22 protein-coding genes are annotated in these 23,769 nt (G+C 42.5%); 16 read left to right on the plus strand and 6 right to left on the minus strand.

The annotated features are described in order from the left end of the window. Positions 1 to 97 precede the first annotated feature (97 nt). A complete protein-coding gene (locus tag QXE01_00770; GenBank protein MEM4969765.1) occupies positions 98 to 1,033 on the plus strand; it encodes a malate dehydrogenase in 936 nt (311 codons plus the stop codon). Positions 1,034 to 1,175: 142 nt separating this feature from the next. On the opposite strand, the gene infB is transcribed toward QXE01_00770, so the two are convergent. After that, entirely contained in the window at positions 1,176 to 3,020 is a 1,845-nt protein-coding gene (infB, locus tag QXE01_00775; GenBank protein ID MEM4969766.1) for a translation initiation factor IF-2, read from the minus strand. A 458-nt stretch (positions 3,021 to 3,478) separates the two neighbouring features. Between infB and QXE01_00780 the strand changes: the two genes are divergently transcribed. Continuing rightward, positions 3,479 to 5,974 (plus strand): M1 family aminopeptidase, encoded by a 2,496-nt coding sequence (locus QXE01_00780; protein MEM4969767.1) that lies wholly within the window; start codon positions 3,479 to 3,481, stop codon positions 5,972 to 5,974. A gap of 2 nt (positions 5,975 to 5,976) precedes the next feature. Further along, a complete protein-coding gene (locus QXE01_00785) occupies positions 5,977 to 7,221 on the plus strand; it encodes a sugar phosphate nucleotidyltransferase (protein ID MEM4969768.1) in 1,245 nt (414 codons plus the stop codon). 6 nt (positions 7,222 to 7,227) lie between these two features. On the opposite strand, the gene QXE01_00790 is transcribed toward QXE01_00785, so the two are convergent. Continuing rightward, positions 7,228 to 7,998, minus strand: coding sequence for a thioredoxin family protein (locus QXE01_00790; GenBank protein ID MEM4969769.1), 771 nt, complete (start codon positions 7,996 to 7,998; stop codon positions 7,228 to 7,230). 124 nt (positions 7,999 to 8,122) lie between these two features. Between QXE01_00790 and QXE01_00795 the strand changes: the two genes are divergently transcribed. The 8 genes from QXE01_00795 (at position 8,123) to QXE01_00830 (ending at position 15,254) form a co-directional block, all read left to right on the plus strand. After that, positions 8,123 to 9,919 carry a S9 family peptidase gene (locus tag QXE01_00795; protein MEM4969770.1) on the plus strand — a complete coding sequence of 599 codons (1,797 nt, stop codon included), beginning with the start codon at positions 8,123 to 8,125 and terminating at the stop codon, positions 9,917 to 9,919. Positions 9,920 to 10,199: 280 nt separating this feature from the next. After that, positions 10,200 to 10,952: a hypothetical protein gene (locus tag QXE01_00800; GenBank protein MEM4969771.1), complete on the plus strand. Its 753-nt coding sequence runs from the start codon at positions 10,200 to 10,202 to the stop codon at positions 10,950 to 10,952. Positions 10,953 to 11,011: 59 nt separating this feature from the next. Continuing rightward, complete coding sequence (locus QXE01_00805) at positions 11,012 to 11,305, plus strand: RpoL/Rpb11 RNA polymerase subunit family protein (protein ID MEM4969772.1); 294 nt, start codon at positions 11,012 to 11,014, stop codon at positions 11,303 to 11,305. Between the two features lie 65 nt (positions 11,306 to 11,370). Next, positions 11,371 to 11,880, plus strand: coding sequence for a metallophosphoesterase (locus QXE01_00810; protein ID MEM4969773.1), 510 nt, complete (start codon positions 11,371 to 11,373; stop codon positions 11,878 to 11,880). A 31-nt stretch (positions 11,881 to 11,911) separates the two neighbouring features. After that, the gene (locus QXE01_00815) at positions 11,912 to 12,457 is read left to right on the plus strand and encodes a hypothetical protein (protein ID MEM4969774.1); all 546 of its coding nucleotides are present in this window, start codon (positions 11,912 to 11,914) and stop codon (positions 12,455 to 12,457) included. Positions 12,458 to 12,793: 336 nt separating this feature from the next. Continuing rightward, positions 12,794 to 13,357 carry a type IV pilin gene (locus tag QXE01_00820; protein MEM4969775.1) on the plus strand — a complete coding sequence of 188 codons (564 nt, stop codon included), beginning with the start codon at positions 12,794 to 12,796 and terminating at the stop codon, positions 13,355 to 13,357. A gap of 179 nt (positions 13,358 to 13,536) precedes the next feature. Beyond that, positions 13,537 to 14,442: a nucleoside hydrolase gene (locus tag QXE01_00825; GenBank protein ID MEM4969776.1), complete on the plus strand. Its 906-nt coding sequence runs from the start codon at positions 13,537 to 13,539 to the stop codon at positions 14,440 to 14,442. Positions 14,443 to 14,609: 167 nt separating this feature from the next. Then, positions 14,610 to 15,254: a hypothetical protein gene (locus QXE01_00830; GenBank protein MEM4969777.1), complete on the plus strand. Its 645-nt coding sequence runs from the start codon at positions 14,610 to 14,612 to the stop codon at positions 15,252 to 15,254. A gap of 87 nt (positions 15,255 to 15,341) precedes the next feature. On the opposite strand, the gene QXE01_00835 is transcribed toward QXE01_00830, so the two are convergent. The 4 genes from QXE01_00835 to QXE01_00850 form a co-directional block, all read right to left on the minus strand. Next, positions 15,342 to 15,758, minus strand: coding sequence for a hypothetical protein (locus tag QXE01_00835; protein ID MEM4969778.1), 417 nt, complete (start codon positions 15,756 to 15,758; stop codon positions 15,342 to 15,344). 37 nt (positions 15,759 to 15,795) lie between these two features. After that, positions 15,796 to 16,323 (minus strand): hypothetical protein, encoded by a 528-nt coding sequence (locus tag QXE01_00840; GenBank protein ID MEM4969779.1) that lies wholly within the window; start codon positions 16,321 to 16,323, stop codon positions 15,796 to 15,798. An 833-nt stretch (positions 16,324 to 17,156) separates the two neighbouring features. Next, positions 17,157 to 17,522 (minus strand): hypothetical protein, encoded by a 366-nt coding sequence (locus QXE01_00845; GenBank protein ID MEM4969780.1) that lies wholly within the window; start codon positions 17,520 to 17,522, stop codon positions 17,157 to 17,159. 462 nt (positions 17,523 to 17,984) lie between these two features. Then, positions 17,985 to 18,257, minus strand: a complete 273-nt coding sequence (locus tag QXE01_00850) for a hypothetical protein (GenBank protein ID MEM4969781.1) — start codon at positions 18,255 to 18,257, stop codon at positions 17,985 to 17,987. A 183-nt stretch (positions 18,258 to 18,440) separates the two neighbouring features. Between QXE01_00850 and QXE01_00855 the strand changes: the two genes are divergently transcribed. The 5 genes from QXE01_00855 to QXE01_00875 all read left to right on the plus strand — a co-directional run bounded on the left by QXE01_00855 (position 18,441) and on the right by QXE01_00875 (position 23,489). Beyond that, positions 18,441 to 18,584, plus strand: a complete 144-nt coding sequence (locus QXE01_00855) for a hypothetical protein (protein MEM4969782.1) — start codon at positions 18,441 to 18,443, stop codon at positions 18,582 to 18,584. A 6-nt stretch (positions 18,585 to 18,590) separates the two neighbouring features. Beyond that, entirely contained in the window at positions 18,591 to 19,832 is a 1,242-nt protein-coding gene (locus tag QXE01_00860) for a radical SAM protein (GenBank protein MEM4969783.1), read from the plus strand. Beyond that, the gene (locus QXE01_00865) at positions 19,759 to 21,012 is read left to right on the plus strand and encodes an MFS transporter (GenBank protein ID MEM4969784.1); all 1,254 of its coding nucleotides are present in this window, start codon (positions 19,759 to 19,761) and stop codon (positions 21,010 to 21,012) included. Before QXE01_00860 ends, QXE01_00865 begins: the two co-directional genes overlap by 74 nt. A 554-nt stretch (positions 21,013 to 21,566) precedes the next feature. Further along, positions 21,567 to 21,710, plus strand: coding sequence for a hypothetical protein (locus QXE01_00870; protein MEM4969785.1), 144 nt, complete (start codon positions 21,567 to 21,569; stop codon positions 21,708 to 21,710). A gap of 213 nt (positions 21,711 to 21,923) precedes the next feature. Continuing rightward, positions 21,924 to 23,489 carry a hypothetical protein gene (locus QXE01_00875; protein MEM4969786.1) on the plus strand — a complete coding sequence of 522 codons (1,566 nt, stop codon included), beginning with the start codon at positions 21,924 to 21,926 and terminating at the stop codon, positions 23,487 to 23,489. Positions 23,490 to 23,769: the final 280 nt, after the last annotated feature.

A 23,769-nucleotide genomic window follows, 5' to 3' on the forward strand; every position in this document is an offset into this window, starting at 1 on the left:
TTTCAGAATGGAGAGGATGTTAGAGGGTGATATTCTCTTGAAAATAATTCACTAGATTTATACCTGTTTAGTCTACCTATATCTGGGGGTAATAGGTTTGATTGCAATAATAGGTGCTGGCAGGGTTGGCACTGCTGCAGCTATGTACATATCTATGATGGAGATCGATGATATAGTATTAATAGATGTGATCAAGGGAAGGCCTCAGGGGGAAGCTCTAGATCTAGCCCATGCCCTCTCTATATTAGGGAAAAGCGTATCTGTTTATGGATCTAATGATTATAGGGATATAAGCGGTGCTGATCTAGTGCTTATAACAGCGGGATTCCCTAGAGGCCCGGGTATGACAAGGGAGGAGTTGGTGGCTAAGAATGCTGAGGTTGTTATCGAAATAGCTAAGAATATATTAGAGTATGCGCCAAATGCTGTAAATATAATAACGACTAATCCTTTAGACTCTATGGTCTATCTTCTCTATAAAGTATCTGGCCTTCCTAGAGAGAGGGTTATAGGCTTTAGCGGGGTGCTAGATGCTGGGAGGATGAGATACTATATATCTAAGAAGCTCTCGATATCACCTGCATCTATCGAGGCTATAGTTATTGGGCAACACGGGGAAAAGATGCTTCCCCTACCAAGGCTTTCAACTGTCATGGGTAAACCTCTGAGTGAGATGCTGAGCAGGCAGGACATAGAGGAGATCACTAGGGAGACCATACAAGCTGGGGCAAAGATCATAGAGCTTAGAGGATATAGCTCTAGCTATGGACCTGGAGCGGGTCTAGCAATAATGGCTGAGGCTATTAAGAAGGATCAGAACAAGGTATTCCTCGCAAGCGCCTGCTTAGAGGGAGAATATGGGTATAGAGATGTATGTGTAAGCGTCCCAGTAATACTAGGTAGAGGTGGTATTAAAAAGATATTAGAACTCCCACTCACAGATGAAGAGAGGAAGATGCTCGATGAAAGTGTAAATGCTATTAAAGCTAATATTGAACAGATACCACCTAAATATCTCCAGAGGATTAAGTAGGCTTTTAAATATATTTTTATCAGATATTCGTGGGAAAATAATAATATATGAATAATTGTTTACATAATCTAAATTATATTAATTATATTATCAATATTAGCATTATTACATATTTATAGCGGATATGTTTATATATAAGCATTTATTTAGAAGATCTTCTGCTTAACATTTGCTGTAGCTTAAGATATGCTGAGGCAGCGAACATCTTATTTATCTTCCTCTTAATCTCTACGATCTCCTTTAAGGTTAGCAATTCATCATCGCTAAGATCTTGTGAGAATCTATTTACAAGCTCTTCCACATGGTTCTCCGGTATATCTGTATATATTATGTCTCCCTCTTCCACATGTCTTCCTATAAGTATATCTCCCCTAATGGATATTGCTACTGACATACCCGTTCTCGCTATCTGGATCGGTTTTCCTGTGTCTTGGATCTGCATTATATGTCCCAAGCTCCTTCCATCGTATCTCATGAGGGGATATCCGGGCTTTATAACCCCTCCCAGCACCTCCACCCCAACAATTGCTGGATCGCTTCTTCTAAATATATATCCAGGTATTATCCTTATCTTACCAGGCCTAACAAGTTTATCGAGCTCTCTCTCCCTCTCCCTCTTCTTCTCCTCATCAACCCATTTCATATAGTCCTCAACGAGTCTATATATAATGTTTCCCGAGAAGATCTTAACTCCTTGGGCCCTTATAATCTCCTCGGCATCTGGGTTAATACCAACGTTGAATAGAAGCGCTACGCCTAAGTATCTATCTTCTTTAGCTACTATTGAAGCCTCTATAGCCTCTCTCTTTGTTAAGGGCCCTACATCGGCAATCCTTATTTTAACACCCCTCCTCTTAAGCATTGATGTTAGAGCCTCAAGGGTGCCCAGAGTATCGGCTTTAACAACAACACCTATTGTCTCCTGAGAGAATATCCTCACAGATCCCAGCTCCTCCACCACCCTCGACGCTAGCTTGCTAGCCTCTTCCTCATTGGTAGCAACTAAGATAGGGGATCCCGCTATTGCTTTTTCAAGGTTTGGAGCAGCTATCTTAACACCTGCAGCAGCATATACCTCCTCAACCGGTGTGAATCTATCTGTTGGAGCCCTCATCTCATCCAGGGGCTTTGGTAGTAGGAGAGCCCTAACCTTAGTTATTATAGGTCCTTCGAAGCCTCCTAGAACAATTATATCGCCTCTTCTTATAATCCCATCATATATTATTGAATCTATGGTCACACCTAGGCCAGGCTCCTCTTTAACCTCAAGCACCACACCTCTTGCAGGGCCCTCAGCATATCTTAGCCTCTCCTCGAGGAATTGCTGTGCGATCCCTGCTAATACTGCTAGAAGCTCTGGGATCCCCTCTCCCGTCTTTGCCGATACAGGGACTATCGGAACCACCTTTCTGAAGTCCCTTACCCTATCGAATCTCTCCGCATCTATGCCAAGCCCTGCTAGGCTGCCGACAATGGTGTATATTGCTCTATCAAGCGTGTCAAGCGCTTTTCTATCTTGTTTTCTAGAGTTCTCCATGAAGCTGGAGTTCTCCTCAGACCTCCACCCAGGGATCTTATCGATCTTGTTAGCAGCAATTATAAAGGGTACATTCCTCTCCTTCAATATCTCAACGCTCTCTACGGTCTGGGGCTTAACACCGTCTGTCACATCTATCACAAGAACAGCTAGATCCGCTATAGATCCACCTCTACGTCTTAGATTGGCAAACGCCTCATGACCAGGGGTATCTATAAAGAGAAGCCCAGGTATCCTAAGTCTAAACCTTATAAACTTTTTAAGAGGCTCTGCAATAAAGTCTATAACATGGGTTGGCACGAAGCTCGCCCCCACATGCTGTGTCATCTCTCCAGGCTCCTTCTTAGTTACAGCTGTACCTCTGATCTTATCTAGCAAAGTAGTCTTCCCATGATCTACGTGGCCTAATACAACAACTATAGGTGACCTCAGCTTCTTAGCCTCCACCATTGTCTAGCCCTCCTCATCTACCTTATATATCACTACCTAGCTAATGGGGATTCTGGTTTTGCTAATCTCGTTTTTCCATTAAACATTCCATCTCTAGTTTCACAGATGCCTGCTCCATGATCCTTTCAGGAACCTTTACTTCGAAGATATGTTATATTACTCTCTAAGGAGATCATCTACTAGCCTCTTTTCTAGAAGAGCTGTTCCTCTTATTATGCTGATGAGATCTTTATCTTCTCCTAATTCTATCTATTTCATTCACAAGCTATAGGAATCTATATATGTGCCTAACCAGTTTCTACAAGATCCTCCATGGATTCAACATAAATTGTTTAACATATAATTGCTAAAGCATGTGTAATATTACAATAGAAAGCCCTACCTCATGGGATGGGGATATTCTATTCTAGCTTGGAAAAATAATTAAAGCATCTATAGTTAGAGATAATAGGGGTATTTTGAAGGGTCTCTCGCTAAAGGTGGGTAGGGATTTTGTGTTTCCAGGCTATGAACCGAGATATGCTCGAGAATATTGGTTCTTGATCCGCCATGCAGATATCTATATAAAAACCGATGTGTATTCGAGAAGCTTTAGCGGTAGGGTTGTCCATAAGGTAGAGCTTCTAGATGAGAGGGGCTATCTAGAGCTAGACGCAGTTGATCTAGCTATAAAGGAGGTATATCTAGATGGCTCTCCAGCTGAATACACATATGATGGATCCAAGCTCTATGTGGAGATCCCGAGAAGCTGTCTTAAAAAGCAGTTTAGCGTTGAGATAGTATATAGTGCTAAACCTGTAAAGGGGCTTCACTTCGTAATTCCGAGGAGCGGGAATGATTATCCGCAGGTTTGGAGTCAGGGGGAGGCCGAGGATACTAGATATTGGATCCCAATATATGATTACCCCAATATGAGGTTGACATGGACATTAGTGGCAGAGGTTCCCGAGGTATTTACTGTTATAAGCAATGGGGATCTAGTGTCTGTGGATGATGCTGGTAACGGCTATAGGAGGTGGAAATATAGAATGGATTATCCAATGCCTCCATATCTAATAGCGCTAGCAATAGGGGTTTTTGATGAGATGGAAGATAGCGTTGACGGTATAAGGCTTAGATATCTAGTCCCAAGGGGTTTAAAGGCAATCGCTATGAACACATTTTCTAAGACGCCAGATATGATTAGATTCTTCAGTGAGTATCTAGGCTATAGATATCCGTATAACTCCTATACCCAAGTATGTCTGAAAGAGTTTATAGTAGGGGGTATGGAGAATGTAACAGCCACATTCCTTACAGAGTGGACGCTTCACGATGATATAGCCCACAAGGAATTCTCCTCAGATCCCCTCGTAGCCCATGAGCTGGCCCACCAATGGTTTGGAGATCTTGTCACCTGCAAGGATTGGAGCAATATCTGGCTTAACGAGAGCTTTGCAACCTATCTAGAGGCTCTATACACTAGGAAGGATAAGGGGGAGGAGGAATTTATATACGAGCTATATGGGAATTTAAAATCATATCTGGAGGAGTATAAGAGATACTCAAGACCTATAGTTATGAGGATATATAAAGATCCTGATGAGCTGTTTGACTCACACTCATATCCTAAGGGCGCATTGGTGCTTCACACCCTTAAAAACATAGTTGGGGAGGAGAGATTTAGGCTCGCGTTGAAGACATATCTAGAAAGGTATAGGTTTAAGAACGCGGATACAGAGGATCTTAGGAAGGTGTTTGAGGAGATCAGTGGAAGGGATCTTGAGTGGTTCTTCGATCAATATGTATATAGCTCTGGCCACCCAGTTGTGAAGGTGAAGAGCACATATGACTATAAGGAAAGGGTGCTTAGAATCTCGCTGAAGCAGGAGCAGGGACAGGATAGCCTCGAGGTATATAGAATACCGGTGAGACTCTTGATCAGATACCGAGGAGGGGTTATTGAGAAGACAGTGCTCATGGATAGTAGGGAGAAGACAGTATTTATAGATCTTGAAGAGCCTCCCCTCTATGTATGTCCTAACCCTGATTTCGATGTATTCGCTGTCTTCGATGTCGAGGATGATGTAGAGATCCTTGGGAACATGATCGGAGATCCACATGTATATTGTAGATTATTAGCTGTTGAGGCTCTCTCCAAAAAATCTGGGTCGAGGGTTGTTGAGATCCTATCAGAGGCTATTGAGAAAGAGAGGTTTTGGGGTGTTCAGGCCGAGATTGCAAGGGCACTAGGTAGGGTCGGAGGTGAATATGCTAAGAAGGCTCTTCTCTCAGCACTCAAGAAGATCAGTAATCCCAGGGCTAAAAGGGCTGTGGTAGAGGCTTTAGGAAGCTTCATAGGCGATGAAGAGGTTGCGAAAGCCTTGCTAGAGGTTCTTAGCAATCCATCTGAAACCTATTATGTTAGGGCTTCAGCAGCATCCTCTCTAGGAAAGACAAGGGTTAGATGGGCCTATGCCGAGCTGATCAAATACCTCGATACCCCTAGCCATGTGGAGATCATAACTAGAGGGGTTATACAAGGGTTAGCAAACCTTGGTGGTGAAGATAGCCTAAAGATTATAATGAGGTATTTGGAGCAGGATAGGCACACAATGGTGAGAGTTGCGGCTGCAAATGCTCTAGGGAAGTTCCCTGGAAGGAGGGAGGTTATTGAGAAGCTGATAGAGATAGTGAGGAGAGATCCTAGCCATAGGGTGAGGATAGCAGCTATATCAGCTATGGAGGAACTCAAGTACCCAGACTTTATAGAGGTTCTTATTGAGGTTGCGGAGAAAGATCCCATAGGCTTTGTTAGAAGAAGGGCTAGAGAGGCTTCTAAGCGGATCAAGGATCATATGGAGAAGGGTGTTGAGTACAAGCATCTAAGGGAGGAGCTTGAGAAGCTGAGGGAGGAGAGTAGAAGGATCATAGAGAAGATCGAGAGGTTCGAGGCAAAGGGTATCGGTGGTTAGCTATGCAGCTGGTGATCTTAGCTGGTGGAAAGGGTGAGAGGCTTAAGCCGATAACAGATACTAGGCCAAAGCCCATGGTAATAGTTGCTGGGAAGACGCTGATTCAGAGGCTTTTTGAGGCAGGATATCACAGCGGTATTAGGAAGTTCATAGTGGTAACAGGCTATATGGGTGATCTTCTCTCAAAACACGTTAAAGATCTAGCATCTAGCCTAGGGGTTGATGTAGAGATAGCTAGGCAGAAAGAGGAGAGGGGCAGCGGTGATGCACTCGCAACAGCCTCCAGCTATATCACCGAAGATAGTGTAGTAGTATACGGCGATCTCTTCGTAGAGGATAGAGTTATAAAGATGGTTGTAAACTCCCAAACCCCCCTCATAGTTGGTGTTAACCATAGTGAGCCTTGGAACTATGGCGTTATACTAGAGAGATCGGGGGAGGCTGTTAAAATTATGGAGAAGCCCTCTCCAGCGGAGGTCAAGGGAGGGGCGCTGATCAATGCGGGTATCTATAGAATCTCCCCAGATATGGTGAGATATCTAGATAAGATCCAGGTGTCGCCTAGGGGTGAGATAGAGCTAACAGATCTAGTAGAGATTCTATATAACATGGGTAGAGGGTTTAAGGTTATCAGCATTAGTGAGGAGGAGTGGATTGATATTGGGAGGCCATGGGATGTGCTTGAGGCTAATAGAAGGGCTATAGAGAAGATCAGCGGTAGAGCTATATATGGGGAAGTAGAGGAGGGGGCGATAATTAAGGGCCCTGTATATATAGCTAGAGGAGCTAGGGTTAAGGGGCATACATATATAGAGGGCCCTGTATATATAGATGAAGATGCCGAGATAGGGCCTGGAGCATATCTAAGGCCCTATACATATATAGGGAAGGGCTCTAGGATAGGCTTCTCGGTAGAGATTAAGGCGAGTGTGATATTTGAGGGCGCCAAGATCTCCCATCTAAGCTATGTTGGCGATTCCGTGGTCTGTGAGAATGTTAACTTCGGCGCTGGAACCATAATAGCTAATCTGAGGTTTGATGAACAACCAGTCAAAGTATGGGTTAAGGGGGAGAGGATCAATACTGGAAGGGTTAAGCTTGGCGCCTTTATAGGAGGCTATGTGAAAACAGGTGTTAACTCATCGATCCTACCTGGTGTAAAGGTTGGAGCATATGCGATTATATACCCAGGTGTTGTTGTTTCAAAGGATGTTGAATATGGGGGTGTTGTTAAATCCTCTATATAGAGGAGCTTAGCCCTCTTTCTTTTCTTCCTCGAGCTCCTTAATAACCTCCCTTATCACATTCCTCAGATTCTCGCTACTTCTAGCCTTCTGCCTCGGCCTAGCCCTTTTAATTAAAACCTCTAGCAATTGATCCTCATATGGGACGCCTATAAACTCGACTCGACCATTAATAGCTATAGATGGCACTGAGCTCACAGCATATTTCTGTGCTATATCCATATTCTCATATGCCTCAACAACTATTGAAGTTATATTCTTAGACCCAGCTCTATATGCTTCGAATGCAAACATGTTCGCCATTAAAACTGCATAGGGGCAGTAGGGGCATGAGGGCGTTACAATTGTCTCTATAACAACCTCTCCAGGGATCTTCTTTATCCCTTCTATTGTCTCAGAGCTGAGGCCGCTCTCACCCTGGCTTATCCTTATAAGGGTCTCTACGAAGGCCCTTATCTCCTCACCAGCGGGGATCCCATAGTATTTGATAGCTCCATCAAGGAGTATGATCGTTGGATATCTCTTCACATTATATCTCTTTATCTCATCCGTATCTACCTCCTCCTCGTAGATCTTTAGATCTATAAGCTTTCTCCCATTAACCTCCGGAGATTCATCCCTGATTGTCTCGAGCATCCGCCTTGTCTGCTTACAAAAATCACATCGATCGCTTAAAAAGAGCTTCACAGTTACAACATTCCTCATATCAGTGAGGGCTTCTCTTAATGCCTGTCTCTCATATTCGTCAAAATCTGTTTTAAAGCCATAATATATTGCCATTTGGGTCAACACCTTAATAATATATAGATATGCTGGCTTATAAGCAGGTGATAGGCTCCGAAGTATGAATTGACGGTGAAGATTAAAAAGGGCCATGCTGTACTAGTACTAGTGTTGATAGGTTATGGAGGAGATCGAGGTTCTGATAAGGAGATACTTAGCTATTAGACATGCAACCTCGGGTAGCTACGATGATATCGAAGGAGCTATATATTATCTCAGCGATATATCTGGAGAGCAGATCTTGTGGAAAGCTATTAAAACCCCTGCTGGCTATAGACATGAGATACCCATACCATGGGAGAGAAGGATCAACAGTTATAGGTTATCCCCCACAGGCTATATAGCTTTTTCCACAGATATCGATGGGGATGAGAGATGGTCTATCTACATAGCACGTGGGAATACGATAAAGCTTGTGAGTGGTGAGGATGGAACGATAAATAATCTGGGAGAGTGGAGCCCAAGTGGTAGGTATTTAAGCTATAGCTCTAATTTAAGGAATAGTGTTGACTTCGATCTATATATATATGATATACATACAGGAAAACCCATGAAAATCATAGAGAACGATGGGATATTGAGTCCGTCTAGGTGGATAAGCGATGGGGATCTTCTAGCTGTAAAGATGTATACGTACCAGGATACAGATATTCTTCTAATTAGAAGAAGCGATGGATCTACAATAAATCTTACTAAGCATAGCGGTGAGGCTCAAAATAGAAGCCCGATACCGATAGACGATAGATTCCTTATCTTTATAACAAATATGGGTGAGGAGTTTACAGGGATTGCTATATATGATCTTGAGAAGAGGAGCTGGAAATATATCATTAAAGAGGATTGGGATATTGAGGCGATAGACTATAGAAATGGGGTGCTAGCCTATGTGGTAAATGAGGATGGCTCTAGCATACTCAAATTATATAGCTTTGGGGATGGATCAAGTAGGGAGGTGCTAAGGCTATGGGGAACCATAGACGATATAGATCTTTTCAGCTCTGGGGCTGTGTTATCGGTTAACGCGCCTAGATATGGGCAGGAAATATTTGTAGCAGATTTCTCAGGTTTTCTCGAGAGGGTGACCTATTCACCAAAAATGGGGGTTTCTGAGGATAGCTTTATCTTGCCAGAGAAATTCGTATATAGATCCTTTGATAATCTCGAGATCCATGGGTTAGTATATAAACCCTCTAGGATCTCCGAAGAGCCTCCCCCAGCCGTGATCTATCTACATGGCGGCCCTGAGTCGCAGGAGAGAGTTGTCTTCAACAGGATCCACCAGGCGCTCCTCTCACTCGGTATCGCTATTGTAGCACCTAATTATAGAGGATCCTCTGGTTATGGTAAGAGCTTCATACATCTAGACGACGTTGATAAGAGGATCAACGCTGTTCATGATGTATACTACGCTGTTGAACATCTCTCTAAAAAAGGAGTGATAGATCCTAGTAGGCTTTGCGTTATGGGAGGCTCCTACGGGGGTTACTTAACTCTTATGATGCTATCTATATACCCTGATATATGGAGATGCGGTGTCGAGATTGTAGGGATTGTGAATCTAATCACATTCATAAGGAATACCGGTGCTTGGAGGAGGAGGTATAGAATAGTTGAGTATGGAGACCCCGAGGTTCATGGAGATATCATGATCAAGCTAAGCCCGATAACATATGTAGACAGGATAAAGGCGCCATTAATGGTGATCCATGGGGCGAGAGATCCTAGAGTACCAGTTACCGAGGCTGAACAGCTTGTAGAAGCTCTTAGATCTAGGGGTAAGGAGGTGAGGTATATAAGGCTTGAGGATGAGGGACATGGAATATCGAAGGTTAAAAATAGGATTAGAGTTTACTCCGAAGCAGTTAAATTCATATATAGCCATCTCGTAGAAAGGCCTTATAGCCAACTTTCTAAATAGGGCTTAGAATCAGTTTTATCTCGTATATTTTTAAGGATTTAGACTCGTTGATCCCATCATACCTAATTCCGTTAGATATTCACTTAGATATCCACTATTTACAACTAAAAGCCTCACCTCTTTAGAATGGGAAGGGGGTTAACATGGTTTTCCAGGTCTGCCTCTCGATGGATGGGGCTGGAAAATATAGTGGCTAGGAATCTATGGAGAATCGTAGTATGGATAGATGGGAAACGAATAAGTTTGTGAATGCTATATAAGAACTCAACACTTTTTATATATGGGGAAAGCTGGTATAGGCAGGATTATAGATCTGCACTATATAATATCGAGGATCATAAATAAATACATAGGCAGCCTTAATCCTGGAGATGTGTATGAGAGAGAGCTTGCTAACACCCTTATCTTTCTTAGAGAGAGTATGTGGAGATCCTGCGGCTCCTCAGGGGGGCTATGTGGTGAGGAGGTTGTAACAGGCTCTCTAGATCTTCTGAAGAATAGCTATAACCTCTTAGTGCTAAGATCCGGTGCTCCTTACGATGTTAAAATGAAGATCTATAGGATATTCAGGGAGCTAGTTGAGGAGCTAAATAGCTATGGTAAAAAGAACCTTGGCCATGATCTAGTAACTACTGAGTGGCTAAGAGAGCCTAGGCTATATAGACTCTCGGTGAAGGTAAGGGGTAAAAACATACCTAGGGAAGCTGTAGTAGAGATCATAGGTCATAATCACTACTCTGAAAAGGATAAGGTCAATCCTAGGGAGAATGTATTTAATCTAGCTGAGGGGGAATATCTTGTGAGACTCTCTATCGAGGGAAATGTAGCAGCTCAAAAGCAGATCTTCCTCGATAGGGATTATGAGGTGGAGCTGGTATACCAGGAGACACCTAAGGTATCTCAGAGACAGAGACAGGGGGAGGTGAGGATTGCTAAAAGGGTTTTTACATATCCCGGCGATCCTTCTCTAAAGATTCTATACATCTCGATAGCCTTGATCGTATTATCAGCGATTCTCCAGATGTTAAGATAAGATCTAGTGTTGAATTATGAATATAATATCCCATATGTAAATGCATATCTGGGAGAGAGATGTCTCTAGAAATCCTGCCCAAGATCAAGGTGGAGAAGAGAACAGATAGGGAGTTGATATTCACCCTAACAGGGGATCAACATGGAATACCAAATCTAATATCTAAGCTAGCTATTAGAAAACCCTATGTTAGCTATGCAGCCTATATAATAGATCATCCGCTCACATCACAGCCAAGGGTGGTTATAGTGACAGATGGTACTAAAGATCCTTTGGATGTTTTGCTCGAGGTTTTGGAAGAGGCTAGGCAATACGCCCTCTCCATGAAGAGGGAGGTTGAGGAAAAGCTATAGATAACGATCAAAAGCTAATGCTAAATAGCCATAGAGCATTATTTGATAAGGCCTGGGTGTGTAATATGTTGATAGGCGTTATGAGCGATAGCCATGACAACCTTTTAAAAATAGATTCTGCTATCAAAGCCTTTACAGAGGCTAGGGTTGATATGATCATACATCTAGGCGACTATATAGCCCCATTCTCCCTAGCAAGGATTCTTAAAAGCGGGATCAGATTCGTTGGTGTGCTAGGAAATAACGATGGCGAGAGGCTAGGGCTTAAAGAAATTGCTTCCAAGGCTGGGCAGGAGCTCTATGACCCTCCATATGAGATGATTATTAATGGTAAAAAGATCCTGCTGCTTCATGGTTTCGGCCCGAGGGATAGAACCATAGGAATTGTCGAAAAGATCGCAAGAGGCGGTGGATACCACATCATCCTATACGGCCATACACACGAGGTAGATGTAAGAGTCGAGGGTGGAACCCTGATCCTAAACCCAGGAGAAGTTTTCGGAGGCCTTAGCGGAAGATCTACTGTAGCTATATTAGATCTAGATAGAATGGAGGCAAAAGTAATCGATGTATAGAGTTAAATTAAAACCTTTCTGGCGATAGCATATGGGATCTTATTTAAAGATATATGTGGATCCGAAAAGCAATATTATTCCAAACAGGGTTGACGGCTTATACATAGATCTCAGGGGTTTTAATGAGATCACCCCTTCACATATAGTTGATTTTATGAAGAATGTGGGTATAGATCCAAAAAATAGGTTGAAACCAATAGAGATCATAGCTGTTATAGATCCTGAAAAGCCGCCTCAGGGGTTAGAGCTTATTGGGTCTCTGTGGAGGCTTATAGCAGCAATAGATCTAGGGTTTGTTAGAAGCATCGCTACTCTAGAGATTGTGCAGAGATCCTTTAGGAATCTTGCTGTAAAAATAGATGTAGATAATTTAAGATATAGTATTAGCGTGATAGCTCTCCTAGTGCCGGATTACACAATAATACCGAGGTGTTCGCTAGACATTATAAGAGATCTAAAGATATATGCAGGAGCATCTACGGGAGAGATCCTTGTTGAGGGGTGTGATGAGAGAGAGCTAGAAGATCTCACATATATTATAAGTGGCCTTATAATTCGTTCTAAAAAGCTCTTGTAGAAGTGATATTTTTCTACCAATTCATATTATTAAGTAGGATTATGGTTAGACCTTTAATGCTACTTTAGATCCTCTCTATGGGGTTTAATTTCTATTTGATATTACCTCTATAGGGCTTCTGAATCTATATCAAGCTATGCTCTATATCATTTTAATACTTTTTCTCTACATTAATGTGTGCTATATAGCTGTGATTAATATGTATTTCGGATCTATTAAGGATTATTTTTGATCCATTGAGAATATATAGATAGTATTTATCGTTTGAGTGTAGGTTTCGTATAAACTATATATATATGAGGATTATTTAACAATATTAATATGATGATCATATTGATGGATGTAAGATTTTTACAGGCTATGATATCTATAGAGGTGTTGAATAGCCTTAGGAGGGATAGACCTGGTAGGAGTAATAATGTAAACCCTGTGTTAGCAGTTGTGATCCTTGTTGCAATTTCTGTAATAATGTCTGGGGTATTTGCTTCCTATATAGTAGGTATCTTCCAAGATAATGTAGAGACTAGAGATATTGATATTAGGATTATAAGTGTTGCTAGGCTTGGAGGTTCTAGCGATGGGGGTGGATGGAATATATATCTCGATATGAGGAATAGAGGTGGGGCTCCTGTTACGATTAAATATATTGAATTATATGCAGGGGCTTCAGAGATCTATCCTAGCATAGCCTCTAATCCAAATGTTTTATCCCCGATCGTGATTAGGCCAGGCGAGTCTAGGTTGGTTAGCTTGCTAATAACTAATCGCAGCATTGCTATCAACAGATCTAGTGATATGCTGATATTTACAGATGAATCTATTAGTGAGGGCATGTGGATCACTATTAGACTGGTGGATGGCTATGGGAACAAATACTATATTAGCCTACAGCTGCCATGAAGACCCTATAGCTGGTGGTTAAGTAGATAAGGACTTAGCTCTCACCGCTTAACCTGATAATGATGATTATCGGTTTCTGCTGATCCTCTCTACTCTTTAGACGGTTTTCGCCGTAACCATCGCTATCAATTGGGTTTAAGCTCTAATATCTTGGTTTACCAATATATCTAGGTGATCATATGATCAAAGCTGTCCTTGATATGGATCCAGGTGTTGATGATGCTGTAGCCCTTATAATGGCTCTCGGGCTAGGGGATATCGAGGTTCTAGGTGTTACCATTGTTTCTGGAAATGTACATGTTGATCAGGGTGTTAGAAACGCGTTAAGGATTCTCAGCTATTTAGGGAGAAATGAGATCAAGGTTTATAAAGGTTCTGAGAAACCCCTTATAAGGGATCTAGTAACATCAGAGCATATCCATGGAGCAGATGGGCTCGGGGATTCCGGGATCCCAGAGGGTAGCGGGAGGGTTAGTGGCAATGCTATAAGCTTCATAGTCGAGACCCTTAGAAGGGAGAAGGCCTTTATAGTTGCTACAGGCCCTCTAACAAATATTGCTAGAGCCGTGATGGCTGATCCCTGGATCACAAGGAATATCGAGGGGATCATAGTTATGGGGGGAGCATTTGGGCTGACTAGATATGGTAAGGGTAACGTCACACCTAATGCTGAGTATAACTTCTATGTAGATCCTGAAGCAGCTAAGATAGTAATAAGATCCGGTGTAGATCCTAAAATTGTTAGCCTTGACGTTACACAGGATCCCAGGGCAAGGGTTTCGAAAGATAATATAGAGGAGATCAGAAGGATAGGGTCTAGAGCAGGCGAGCTGGTATATAGAATATTGCGGAACCCAGTGGAGAGGCTTGGATACTTCGAGCTCCACGACGCAATAGCACTATCAACACTTATAGATCCCGAGGTGGTTAGGTTTAGAAGGTTCCACATATCTATAGACACATGCTGGGAGAGGGGTAGAAGCAGGATCGTCTCAGATCCTAGTGAGGCAGATGGAGCGGCATATTTGAGCTATGATTTGAACGCCGAGAGATTCTTCGAAATACTTAGATATTCACTAAGATAAACAATAACCATGGCTACAGTTAAAAATAGTTAACATGTGATGAAAAACATCTAGATATTATTTATAGTACATGCGGAAATGGAACAACAATATTTAACGGGATAAGGAGACCCATAGTATCCCTTAAATATCTTCTCTATCAACAATAATTTGGAGATGGTGAGGATATGGAGACAGCCCATATGAAAAAGATACTCGTGGTAGGTGTGTTAGCAGCGCTGACAGTTGCTATAGGATATCCGGTTGCTGTGTGGGCTCTGAACATAGCTAAGCCTGTAGCCAGTGTGAGCAATAGCGGTAATAGCGATTCAGATGATTCGGGGCTCGAGGCGATATCTGCGGAGAACATAGATATTGAGGATCATATGAAGGCATTTGGAAATCAGATCCTGATATATGGAGAAAAGAGTCATAGAGATCATAGAGAAGCGTCTCACCACATATCACTACCGAAGATAGTGCTCTCAGCGGTGGTTAATGTATCAAGCTCGAATGTGCAGAACGTCTCTGCAGGTGATAAGGTTGGGCTGGTGCTAATCAAGAAGGGAGGCAATTACAGCCTGCTCATACTAATCCACCACAAAGTTGAGAATAGCAATAGAAGCAAGGTCTACCAGGTAATTGCGGGCAACGCGAGCGTCTCAGTAGGCAGCGATACAGTAACGATAAGTGGTAATATAACAAGGAGCACGCTCAATGGCTTCGGCGTAGGCTCAACGATCAATATATCTGTTAAGATAGGTAGTGCGTCACTGTCAAGCGGTTCATCATCAATAAGTGGAGATATATTAGCATTAGTATTCAAAAGATAGTGTTTAAAACTATATAATGTTATAATTTTTAAACTTTTTTAGTTCTAACCCCCATGATTAGCTATCCTATTTCATATCCGCGTTCCTTCACCTTTCCAGCTTCTCATCCCTTTCCATACAGATTTTCAGCAAATATTTAGGCCTCCCTTTACTTCTCCTGCTAATCACAATACCCATCGCCTCAAGTTTTTTGACTCTATCGCTAACGATCCTTCTAGAGGCCCTGCCTCTGACGGCTTTAACCCCTCTATAGATCTCTATAACCCCCATGCTTCTACATGATGAGAGGATCTTTATGATGGTTTGGGATATAGGATCTAGGCCGGCAAGTCCAGAGATTATATGCCATGCCCTTGCAGCATATTCTAGAGCCCTTATAAGGGGTATTGAAAGGGTTGAGGCGAGCTCTAGCGCGATCCTAACTTCTCCTTCACCTACATCTCCTAAGGAGAGCTTCTCCTCTAACCTTGATAGGAGCTCAAGGATCCTATCCAGTTTAAACATGATTTCACTTAAAAGATAAAAAAGGTCTCGTGGGGCTCTATTCCTTGTCAGAACTCTTTTCCCTCTTATCTGCTTGCTCCCCTTTAATGCCTCGTATATTCATCGAGAGGAATCTATTCATGAGCATCTCCACAACCTCTGGGAGGCTTGGAGAGCTCTCAAGTCTCTTCCTCGTATACTCCTTCACAGTCTCCGCTATAAGATTCTCCGGCATTCCAGCTTGTTTAAGCCTTTCATAGAGTGATCCTATATCCTCACCGAGCTTTCTACCATCAAGTGCAGAGGTTAGCTGTGATATAGCCGTTCCTATTAGATCCTTAACCATCGAGACCATCCTATCTAGGAAGGGCATGAGCTCCTTAAGCTCCTCCACATCACTCCTCCCACTCTTAACCCTATCCAGAGCTTCCCTTGCCTCATCTAAGAGCTCCTCGATCTCCTCTCTAAACTCCTTCCAAAGCTCTGGACTGCTTTTTTCAAGCCTCTCAGCTATATTCTCAAACCTACCCACAACCGCTTCAAGCCTCCTAATATGCTCCTCCCTAAGCCTTTCAGCATCACTCAATAGCCCCACCAAGAGGTTTTTAGATGAACACATATATAATCATTGCAATATCCGAGTGATCAGATAGTGGTCTAAACCACCCTAGCCACCTAGGGATAATCTAAAAACCTGCTCTGCCTATCTCTACACACCAAATGATCCCCCATCCATGGTCTAATGAAAAGCATAGATAATCAACAATCCATAGGCCCAGATTAGGGTCTAGTGAGCTCTCACAATAGTTTCTGACCTCCTCCCCCGCCTTAATAAGGCGAGGCTTCCAGCTGTAACCCTCTAAAGCCCTATCGCTGCTAAGCTCTATATCATCGAATTAATTGCAATTCTTGAAAGAGTCATCGGTGATAGGGTACTTGGAAAAATAAAATCTATATTTTTCTAGAGCATCATGGATTATCCTCTAGGGATATGCATGGCCAGGCTAGAGACTCTCTATATGTTTCTCCAAATACTTCGGATGCTATGCCTCGTAACTATTTTCCTAGCAAAGATATTTCTTAGGTTCATAGCATTACTCACATATTACGCAGTGTATCAATCTATATTATTCCCCATCTATTGGATCCAATTTCGCATATTCCTTGCGAGACATCGAGTCCCTCGGGATCTAGCTTCTGAGGTCTCTAGTATGTATCTTAAAAAGCTTAGATCGTCATATATACTTAGACTAATACCTAACATCATAAAGAGACGCAGGATCTTCACAGCTATAAGCTTCATCCTCTAAGGCTGAGAGGAGATCAGGAGTCTTTAACAAGGTATTTTTAGAACCGCTTCTCCCTACTGCTAATATAGAGCAAAGCGGTAGGGAGAAGCGGATAGTAGGTATCATCTACTTAATCAACGGCTCCACTACAGCAACAGTACCCTGTATCGCTTATCTCGCATCCACAGATCGGGCACTTCTCGGGGCCATATTCTACCTCCCATGGTAATCTATGGTATAGCCTGTAGTGGGTATCGTTGTTCCTAATATCGATTCTAATAGCTGGTCTTACCAGGATTCTAATTATTTCTCTCGCAGCGTGGATCACCTCGAGATCTCTATCCATAAATACCCTCTCAATCTCAAACAGATCCTTCTCCTCAATATGGTCCCAACCACCTCTCGTTAACATATATCTCCTAACCTCCTCCACAGCTTTACTTACCTTCTGAGACCTAAGAATCGGATTATAGGATGTTATTGCTAGTGAATACATGCTCTCACCCTTTATATTACCACAGAGGCTAATATACCATTGTCTTCCCACCTAGATATTATGTAGTTTTCGATATGAATGTCTGCGAGATTTAGAATAGATAACTAGTCTATATTCTTAGCACATCATTACTCTGAATTGACGAGGCCTTCAGTTATAACTATAAATTATTTAGTTAAAAGATGTGGGAGATATAGATTAGGTGTTAATATGGAGCGCCGAGTATCTGAGAGAGCTGATGTTTGCTGTGAGCATATAGATCTGATAGTAGATCTTATTAGTATAATGTCAGACGATCCTAGGATAAAGGCTATTATATGTATAATAAGCGGGGGAGAGGAAGAGCTCTTCTCTATTAGGAAACTAGCTAGATGTGTTGGCCTAGCACCTAAGAATATGGCTAGATATGTTGAAGAGCTAAGATCTCGGGGGATTATTGAGTGTGTATATGAATCGCCTAAGCTACGTCTCTATAAGATCAGTCCTAGGTTTAAATCTGCGATCGATCTCCTCAGATCCAAGCTCAACGCTCTCCTCACCCCCAATAAGTCTTAGGCTAACCTTAAAACCACTTGGATCTCCTTCTATCCTAGCCTCATATCTTCTCCCACAATATGGGCATTCGGGCTCGAGATCCTCGGAGGCAAAGATCCTTCCACATATGCAAGTTATATAGAGAACTATCCTACCCACAGAGGCAATACCTCTCTTTTTCATTCTTTCATCGGTGCTCATAGCATCACAAATAATATATCTTAAGCGGTCTTATACGATTTATTATGAGGCCTGATATCCTCCCTGTTATTAAAGTTACCAGGAGAACAAAAGTTTAACCATAAAGTAAAAGATATTACCAATATGTATAAAATATTTCATAAAATATATATTTATTTATATTTATAGTCTATTGGTGATGATATGGCGGATAGATGCATAGATATACCTCCTCCCTGCACCCCGCCAAGTTATTACATGACAATGAAAGATCTAGCTATATATGTAGGTTTAGTAAAGAAGAAAGATAGAGAAATAGGCGAGAAATGTGTAGAGGAAACAAGGTAGATCTACATGTCATCTCCTACAAACTCTAATTTTTTAGACATTATCAGATATAACCCCCCTTATGTTGTATCCATAGAGGTTACCTATAGATGTCCTATGGGGTGTCTCTATTGTCATAATCCACCAGATCTTCCTCCTGCTAGATCTTCTGGAGGTATAAGATCTATCTCTTGTAACATGCCCGTCTCTAGAACATATAGCCGAAGATACTCTAGAGAGCTTGGAACATATGAGTGGCTTAAAATAATATACAAAATATCGCAGCTTAGGCCATATAACTTTGTAATAAGTGGTGGAGAGCCTCTCCTCAGGAAGGACATATATATAATGATAATAGAGGCTTCAAACCTCAATCTAAAACCGCTTCTTCTCACAAGCGGCTCGATCTATTCAAAAGAGATCGCTCAAAAGCTGAAAGAGGCAGGGCTTAACAGGATTAGAATAAATGTCTCTTCCCACGTCATGCTTGATATTGCTAATCCTGACAGGCTGAAGAGAACTATTTATGAGAGGATTAAGGCTATAGAGATCTATAAGGAAGCTGGCTTCTATGTTCAGGTAGGGATCCTCTATATAAGGCCATATATAGATATGATCGAAGATATTGTGGAGAGATGTTTAGAAGCAGGTGCGGATCTTGTGGAGATACATCATATGGCTCGATATGGGCATGGATTTTATAACTACTACCTCTTAAAACCGATTCAAAGTGATGTGGAGAAGCTAGAGTCGCTGAGGGAAAAGCTTGTCACAAAATACGGTGAGAAGATCTATTTTGCGGTTGATAAAGACATTGTTATTGGTAGAAAGCCTTATCCAAACCTATGGGGGCTTATAGGCCTTGCCATAGTTCCAGACGGGAGTATCTTCCCTAGTGAAGAAGCATCTGCCATGGGAGACGTGGCTATCCTAGGCAATGCCTTGGTTGACGATATTAGGGAGGTGTGGATGAACAATGCTCTCCTAAACAGGCTAAGATCCCTTGAATGGTTATGTGAGCCATGTAGAAGCTGTTCAATTAAGATGGAATGTAGAGGAGGATCTCGCTTCATCGCCTATATGCTCACGGGAAACCTCTTTTCCCCAGATCCTACATGTCCCCTAGCTGCTAATCAGCCAGATCTCCAGGAGAAAGAGCTGGATCGAGCTACATGGCAATTAAGGATTAGGGGTGATGAGCATAGGCTCAAAGTTGGTGAATCTATTTCAAAGGCTCCTCAGGATCGAAAGGGCTACAGCTCTGCTTAGCCTAACCGCGGTTGCAGGCGTTCTCGGAAATTCTATGTGGGTTCTATATATACCCCTGATACTAGCTGAGAGAGGTTTAACACCATACCTTCAGGGGATTCTATATACAGCGTCTAGCATTTCAACACTAATCCTCGGGACATTCATTGGGATCTTTATCGATAGCTTTGGATATAAAAGATCTCTAGTTCTAGGTAATATGTTAATCGCTCTGCCCCCTCTTATTCTATCACTCACCAAAGATCCCATGGTATCGGCTATAGCCATATATATCTTCTATTCCTTTGGCCAGCCTATTTCGACCATGTCTTGGAGATCATATATAATGGAGGTAAGCAGAGAAAGGGCAGGGGTTAATCTTGGGCTGTATTATAGTGTCACAGGGCTTGCAGCATTAGCAGGTGTTCTCATAGGCGGTTTCATAGCATCTGCTCTCTCATTCACACATGTTCTTATAATAGCTTCGATCCTGGCATTTATAACAGTATTACTTAGAATAGCCTTTCTCGAAGAGCCCCTTAAAAGGGTTAGTGGAGGCTATAATGCTAGATCCTCAAGAGATGGGAATAAGGGGTTCATAAGGATCTATACTAGAAATTTTAGGGAGCTCCTCAGACTATATAGATCTAGCCCTGTTTTAAAGGCACTACTAGTGGTAACTCCGCTCAATGGCCTTGCGGTATTATCGCCTGGGAGCTATATAGTAGCTTTATATCTCTCAGAATATATGGGTATTAGCACCATAGTTATAGCATTTATATTCTTTCTAAGAACGGTTGTGGAGAATCAAGCTGCATTGTTATATGGAGTAATAGCGGATAGACTTGGGCCCCTCAGATCTGTGGTGGCTAGCTGGGCTCTGTCTTCAGCTATGCAGCTGGTGATGATAGCCACGGCATCTGATCTTATAGCTATACCATCATATCTACTCTGGGTCTCCATGATCAAGCTAGCTGAGGTCTCAACAGCATCTCTGATCGCGAGATCTCTGGAGAGTGGTATGAAGGCATCAGCCCTAGCTTCTATGGGAACCCTCTCAGGTTTAGCGCTAATACCATCGCCTATGATCCAGGCTATAGCTTTTGAGAGGGATCCCAGGCTACCCTTTATAATTTCAGCTGTATCATCAATACTATCAACCATAATATTGATAAAGCTGGTGGGGATAGCGAGGAAATAAGGTATATAGGGGTACCAATGGCCGCTTCTCCCTAGAGGGTTGTTTTATGTTGTTTAGGATTGCCTCTAGTGTTTCTGTAAAGCCCATAGAGGCCTTGAGACATTTATGGGTTCATAGGTGGCTGTTAAGCACAGCAGCACAGGGCTCCCATATGGGGTAAGCCCGTCCAGGCTTGGGGTAGAGCTCCTATCACCTGGGCGGATTACCCATATTAGGCTATACGAGTCAAACTAATAAAGGTTCCTGTCCCCCAAAGAGATTCGAACCCCTGACTACCTGATTTCCACCGATGCTAGATGGAGGATCATTGATGCGTTGGCCAAGAGGTATGGTTTATCCCGGTCTTCGAAGATCTTAGGCGTTTCTAGATCATATGTCTACCAGATCTCTAGGGGAATAAGAAGGCTCTAGAGATACTTGGTTATACATCGAGATGATCTTGGATCTCCTGGACGCTCTCAGGGATGCATAGTTATAGATACAGATAGCAGGATCAATAGGGAGCTCATAGCGGAGATACTAGCCATAGCCTCTGGGACAAGGTGTTTAAGGCGATGATCCTTAACTTTGTTATTAAGCACTATAGGGAGGAGCTTAAAAAGATCCTAGAAATAGTCGCTGAGAAGATAGAGCTCAGGAGGGATCTTGGCTTCGAGGAGTTCCTTAGGGAGAGGAAGAAGAGGAGGAATAGCTACTAAGGAGACGCTTGGATATTACAGGAACATGTTCATGAATCGCCTTAAGGGCAGGGAGCTATCTAGAACAACTAGCTAGATATAATCCAAAATATCTAAATCTGAAACAGCCTATATTGGAGCCATATTATTGGGTCTGAAGGAGATCTGAACCCCCTAGCTGTGAGACGCTAATCTGAATACTTATTAACCCCCAATCTTTTCTTTGGGGGAATCATGTTGGGCTCTATAATAGGTCTCGTCGATATACATAGTGCTCTTGTAATAGCTCTGCTAACCATATCAATATTCCTGGGCCTTATACTCTTCACCTCTGTGTATTACTACTATGATCGCTTTCCCTCTATCGAAGTCTCAATCTCCTATAGAGATTATACATGGCTTCTACAGAGCCCTGGATCGGAGCCCGAGTTCCTCATACTTGTTAAGGATAGCTATGGAAGGCCTTTGAAGGCCGTTTATAGCATATATGGCTGGACACCTGCTGGTGAGATCAGGAGCCTAGGTATCTATGGTGGGAATGGGGTTATAAGGGCTAACCATAGTGTTCTCAGGGATTTCTCAAGGGAGTGGTGGGATTATCTGGCATCTAGAAAAACAGATCCAAGATATGTATCGCCAGGGATAATCCTTGCGGGAGCGATACACGAAGATCAAGGAGTATATGACAGCCTAAAAGCAGTACCGATAAGAATAGAGGAGATAATAAATAATAGAAGCATAGCGATAGAGATAATAGAGCATCTAGAGATTAAGAAGCCGATAGCAAATCATAGCAGAAGCCAAGTAAATAGCGAGATACCTGCTAGAGATATAAGGCTACAAGATCAATGGCCTCCTGGGAGCATTAATTACTATTGCAACTGGGCTCCATGGTATACCGAGTGCTACTACTGGGTTCTAGAGGAGAACTACGGATCTATTATGGGCGTGCCTCTACCAGTAGTAGCATCGCTGGTTAGAGGGCCTGACTCAGATAAGATAGATGTTGTAAATCTAAGGGCTTTATATAGATCTACATCTTCTGTTAGCCTGAACTTCATGATAACAGCAAGCGTGGGATCTTCGTCAACTCCCGTAGACTACAGGGTTGTGGGGGCCTCGATGGCGCTTAGACAGGATAACACATGGCTTGACGTGGATACAACTCTTCGAAGTGATATCAATTTCACACCGCCAGCTATCCTCGGTATAGGCTTTCTAGGTGATATAGCTGCTGCGAGGTACAGGCTATATGTGATGACATGTCCCTGGGGTTTCTGCTCATCAATCCCAACAGATACCCTTGCAAATATGACTCTGATGAGACCATCAATAGTTAATAACCAGATGATCAGCTATATTATGAAGGACGAGAACCCATATGATGGGCAGGGCATCCTAGAGGCTGCCATTCGATATTATATACTGGATTGGGCGTGGAGCAGGGATTTCAAAAGCCAGGATGCTGTTGGATTTGATACGTTCACAGTTATTAATGATCTCAAAACATACCCTATATTCTCAGGATCAGTAAATGTGTTAGGCATCTTCTGCGGTGTGTGGAAAATAGCCTGTCAAATCAGGAGCGATGCTCCAGCAATAATGGGAGCCTCCGTGGGTGTGGAAGAGGTAAACCAAGTATATATGCTCCTCAGAGTATATGCACTTCTTAAAAGCGAATATGCTTATGCTGGTTACTGGATAGTGGCTAACTACTTCTACTCGCCATCGACTCTTCTCTATGGGAGCAGCAGGAGCTATATAGGCTCTCTCTACTCCGATATATATGTATATCATTAATGATGAGTAGCCTTTGAAGTTTTATCTTTAAGATATTTTTGTTATAATTCTAAGTAGAGCCATAGATCCTCGTGATCGCGGGGAGCCGTATATCGCTAAATTCACCAATAGGTATACTTCATATAAGTAATTCATTAACGTTTAGCGAAACAGTTAAGCTTAGACAGTTTCCGAACATCAATGCGATTGTATTGGACAAGGAGCTGAAGACGCTAAGGGGAGAGCAGTTGTTTTGGAGGGCTGAACCACATGCTGGGGAGCAATGTGATTCCATCGACAG

This window comes from Sulfolobales archaeon, assembly GCA_038897115.1.
In the GTDB taxonomy this organism is placed as follows: Archaea; Thermoproteota; Thermoprotei_A; order Sulfolobales; family AG1; genus AG1.

Coding starts and splice junctions, on each gene's coding strand:
- infB (MEM4969766.1), bottom strand. CDS start 3,020: ATGGTGGAGGCTAAGAAGCTGAGGTCACCTATAGTTGTTGTATTAGGC.
- QXE01_00785 (MEM4969768.1), top strand. CDS start 5,977: ATGCAGCTGGTGATCTTAGCTGGTGGAAAGGGTGAGAGGCTTAAGCCG.
- QXE01_00790 (MEM4969769.1), bottom strand. CDS start 7,998: ATGGCAATATATTATGGCTTTAAAACAGATTTTGACGAATATGAGAGA.
- QXE01_00795 (MEM4969770.1), top strand. CDS start 8,123: ATGGAGGAGATCGAGGTTCTGATAAGGAGATACTTAGCTATTAGACAT.
- QXE01_00800 (MEM4969771.1), top strand. CDS start 10,200: ATGGGGAAAGCTGGTATAGGCAGGATTATAGATCTGCACTATATAATA.
- QXE01_00805 (MEM4969772.1), top strand. CDS start 11,012: ATGTCTCTAGAAATCCTGCCCAAGATCAAGGTGGAGAAGAGAACAGAT.
- QXE01_00810 (MEM4969773.1), top strand. CDS start 11,371: ATGTTGATAGGCGTTATGAGCGATAGCCATGACAACCTTTTAAAAATA.
- QXE01_00815 (MEM4969774.1), top strand. CDS start 11,912: ATGGGATCTTATTTAAAGATATATGTGGATCCGAAAAGCAATATTATT.
- QXE01_00820 (MEM4969775.1), top strand. CDS start 12,794: ATGGATGTAAGATTTTTACAGGCTATGATATCTATAGAGGTGTTGAAT.
- QXE01_00825 (MEM4969776.1), top strand. CDS start 13,537: ATGATCAAAGCTGTCCTTGATATGGATCCAGGTGTTGATGATGCTGTA.
- QXE01_00830 (MEM4969777.1), top strand. CDS start 14,610: ATGGAGACAGCCCATATGAAAAAGATACTCGTGGTAGGTGTGTTAGCA.
- QXE01_00835 (MEM4969778.1), bottom strand. CDS start 15,758: ATGTTTAAACTGGATAGGATCCTTGAGCTCCTATCAAGGTTAGAGGAG.
- QXE01_00845 (MEM4969780.1), bottom strand. CDS start 17,522: ATGTATTCACTAGCAATAACATCCTATAATCCGATTCTTAGGTCTCAG.
- QXE01_00850 (MEM4969781.1), bottom strand. CDS start 18,257: ATGAGCACCGATGAAAGAATGAAAAAGAGAGGTATTGCCTCTGTGGGT.
- QXE01_00855 (MEM4969782.1), top strand. CDS start 18,441: ATGGCGGATAGATGCATAGATATACCTCCTCCCTGCACCCCGCCAAGT.
- QXE01_00860 (MEM4969783.1), top strand. CDS start 18,591: ATGTCATCTCCTACAAACTCTAATTTTTTAGACATTATCAGATATAAC.
- QXE01_00865 (MEM4969784.1), top strand. CDS start 19,759: ATGAGCATAGGCTCAAAGTTGGTGAATCTATTTCAAAGGCTCCTCAGG.
- QXE01_00870 (MEM4969785.1), top strand. CDS start 21,567: ATGATCCTTAACTTTGTTATTAAGCACTATAGGGAGGAGCTTAAAAAG.
- QXE01_00875 (MEM4969786.1), top strand. CDS start 21,924: ATGTTGGGCTCTATAATAGGTCTCGTCGATATACATAGTGCTCTTGTA.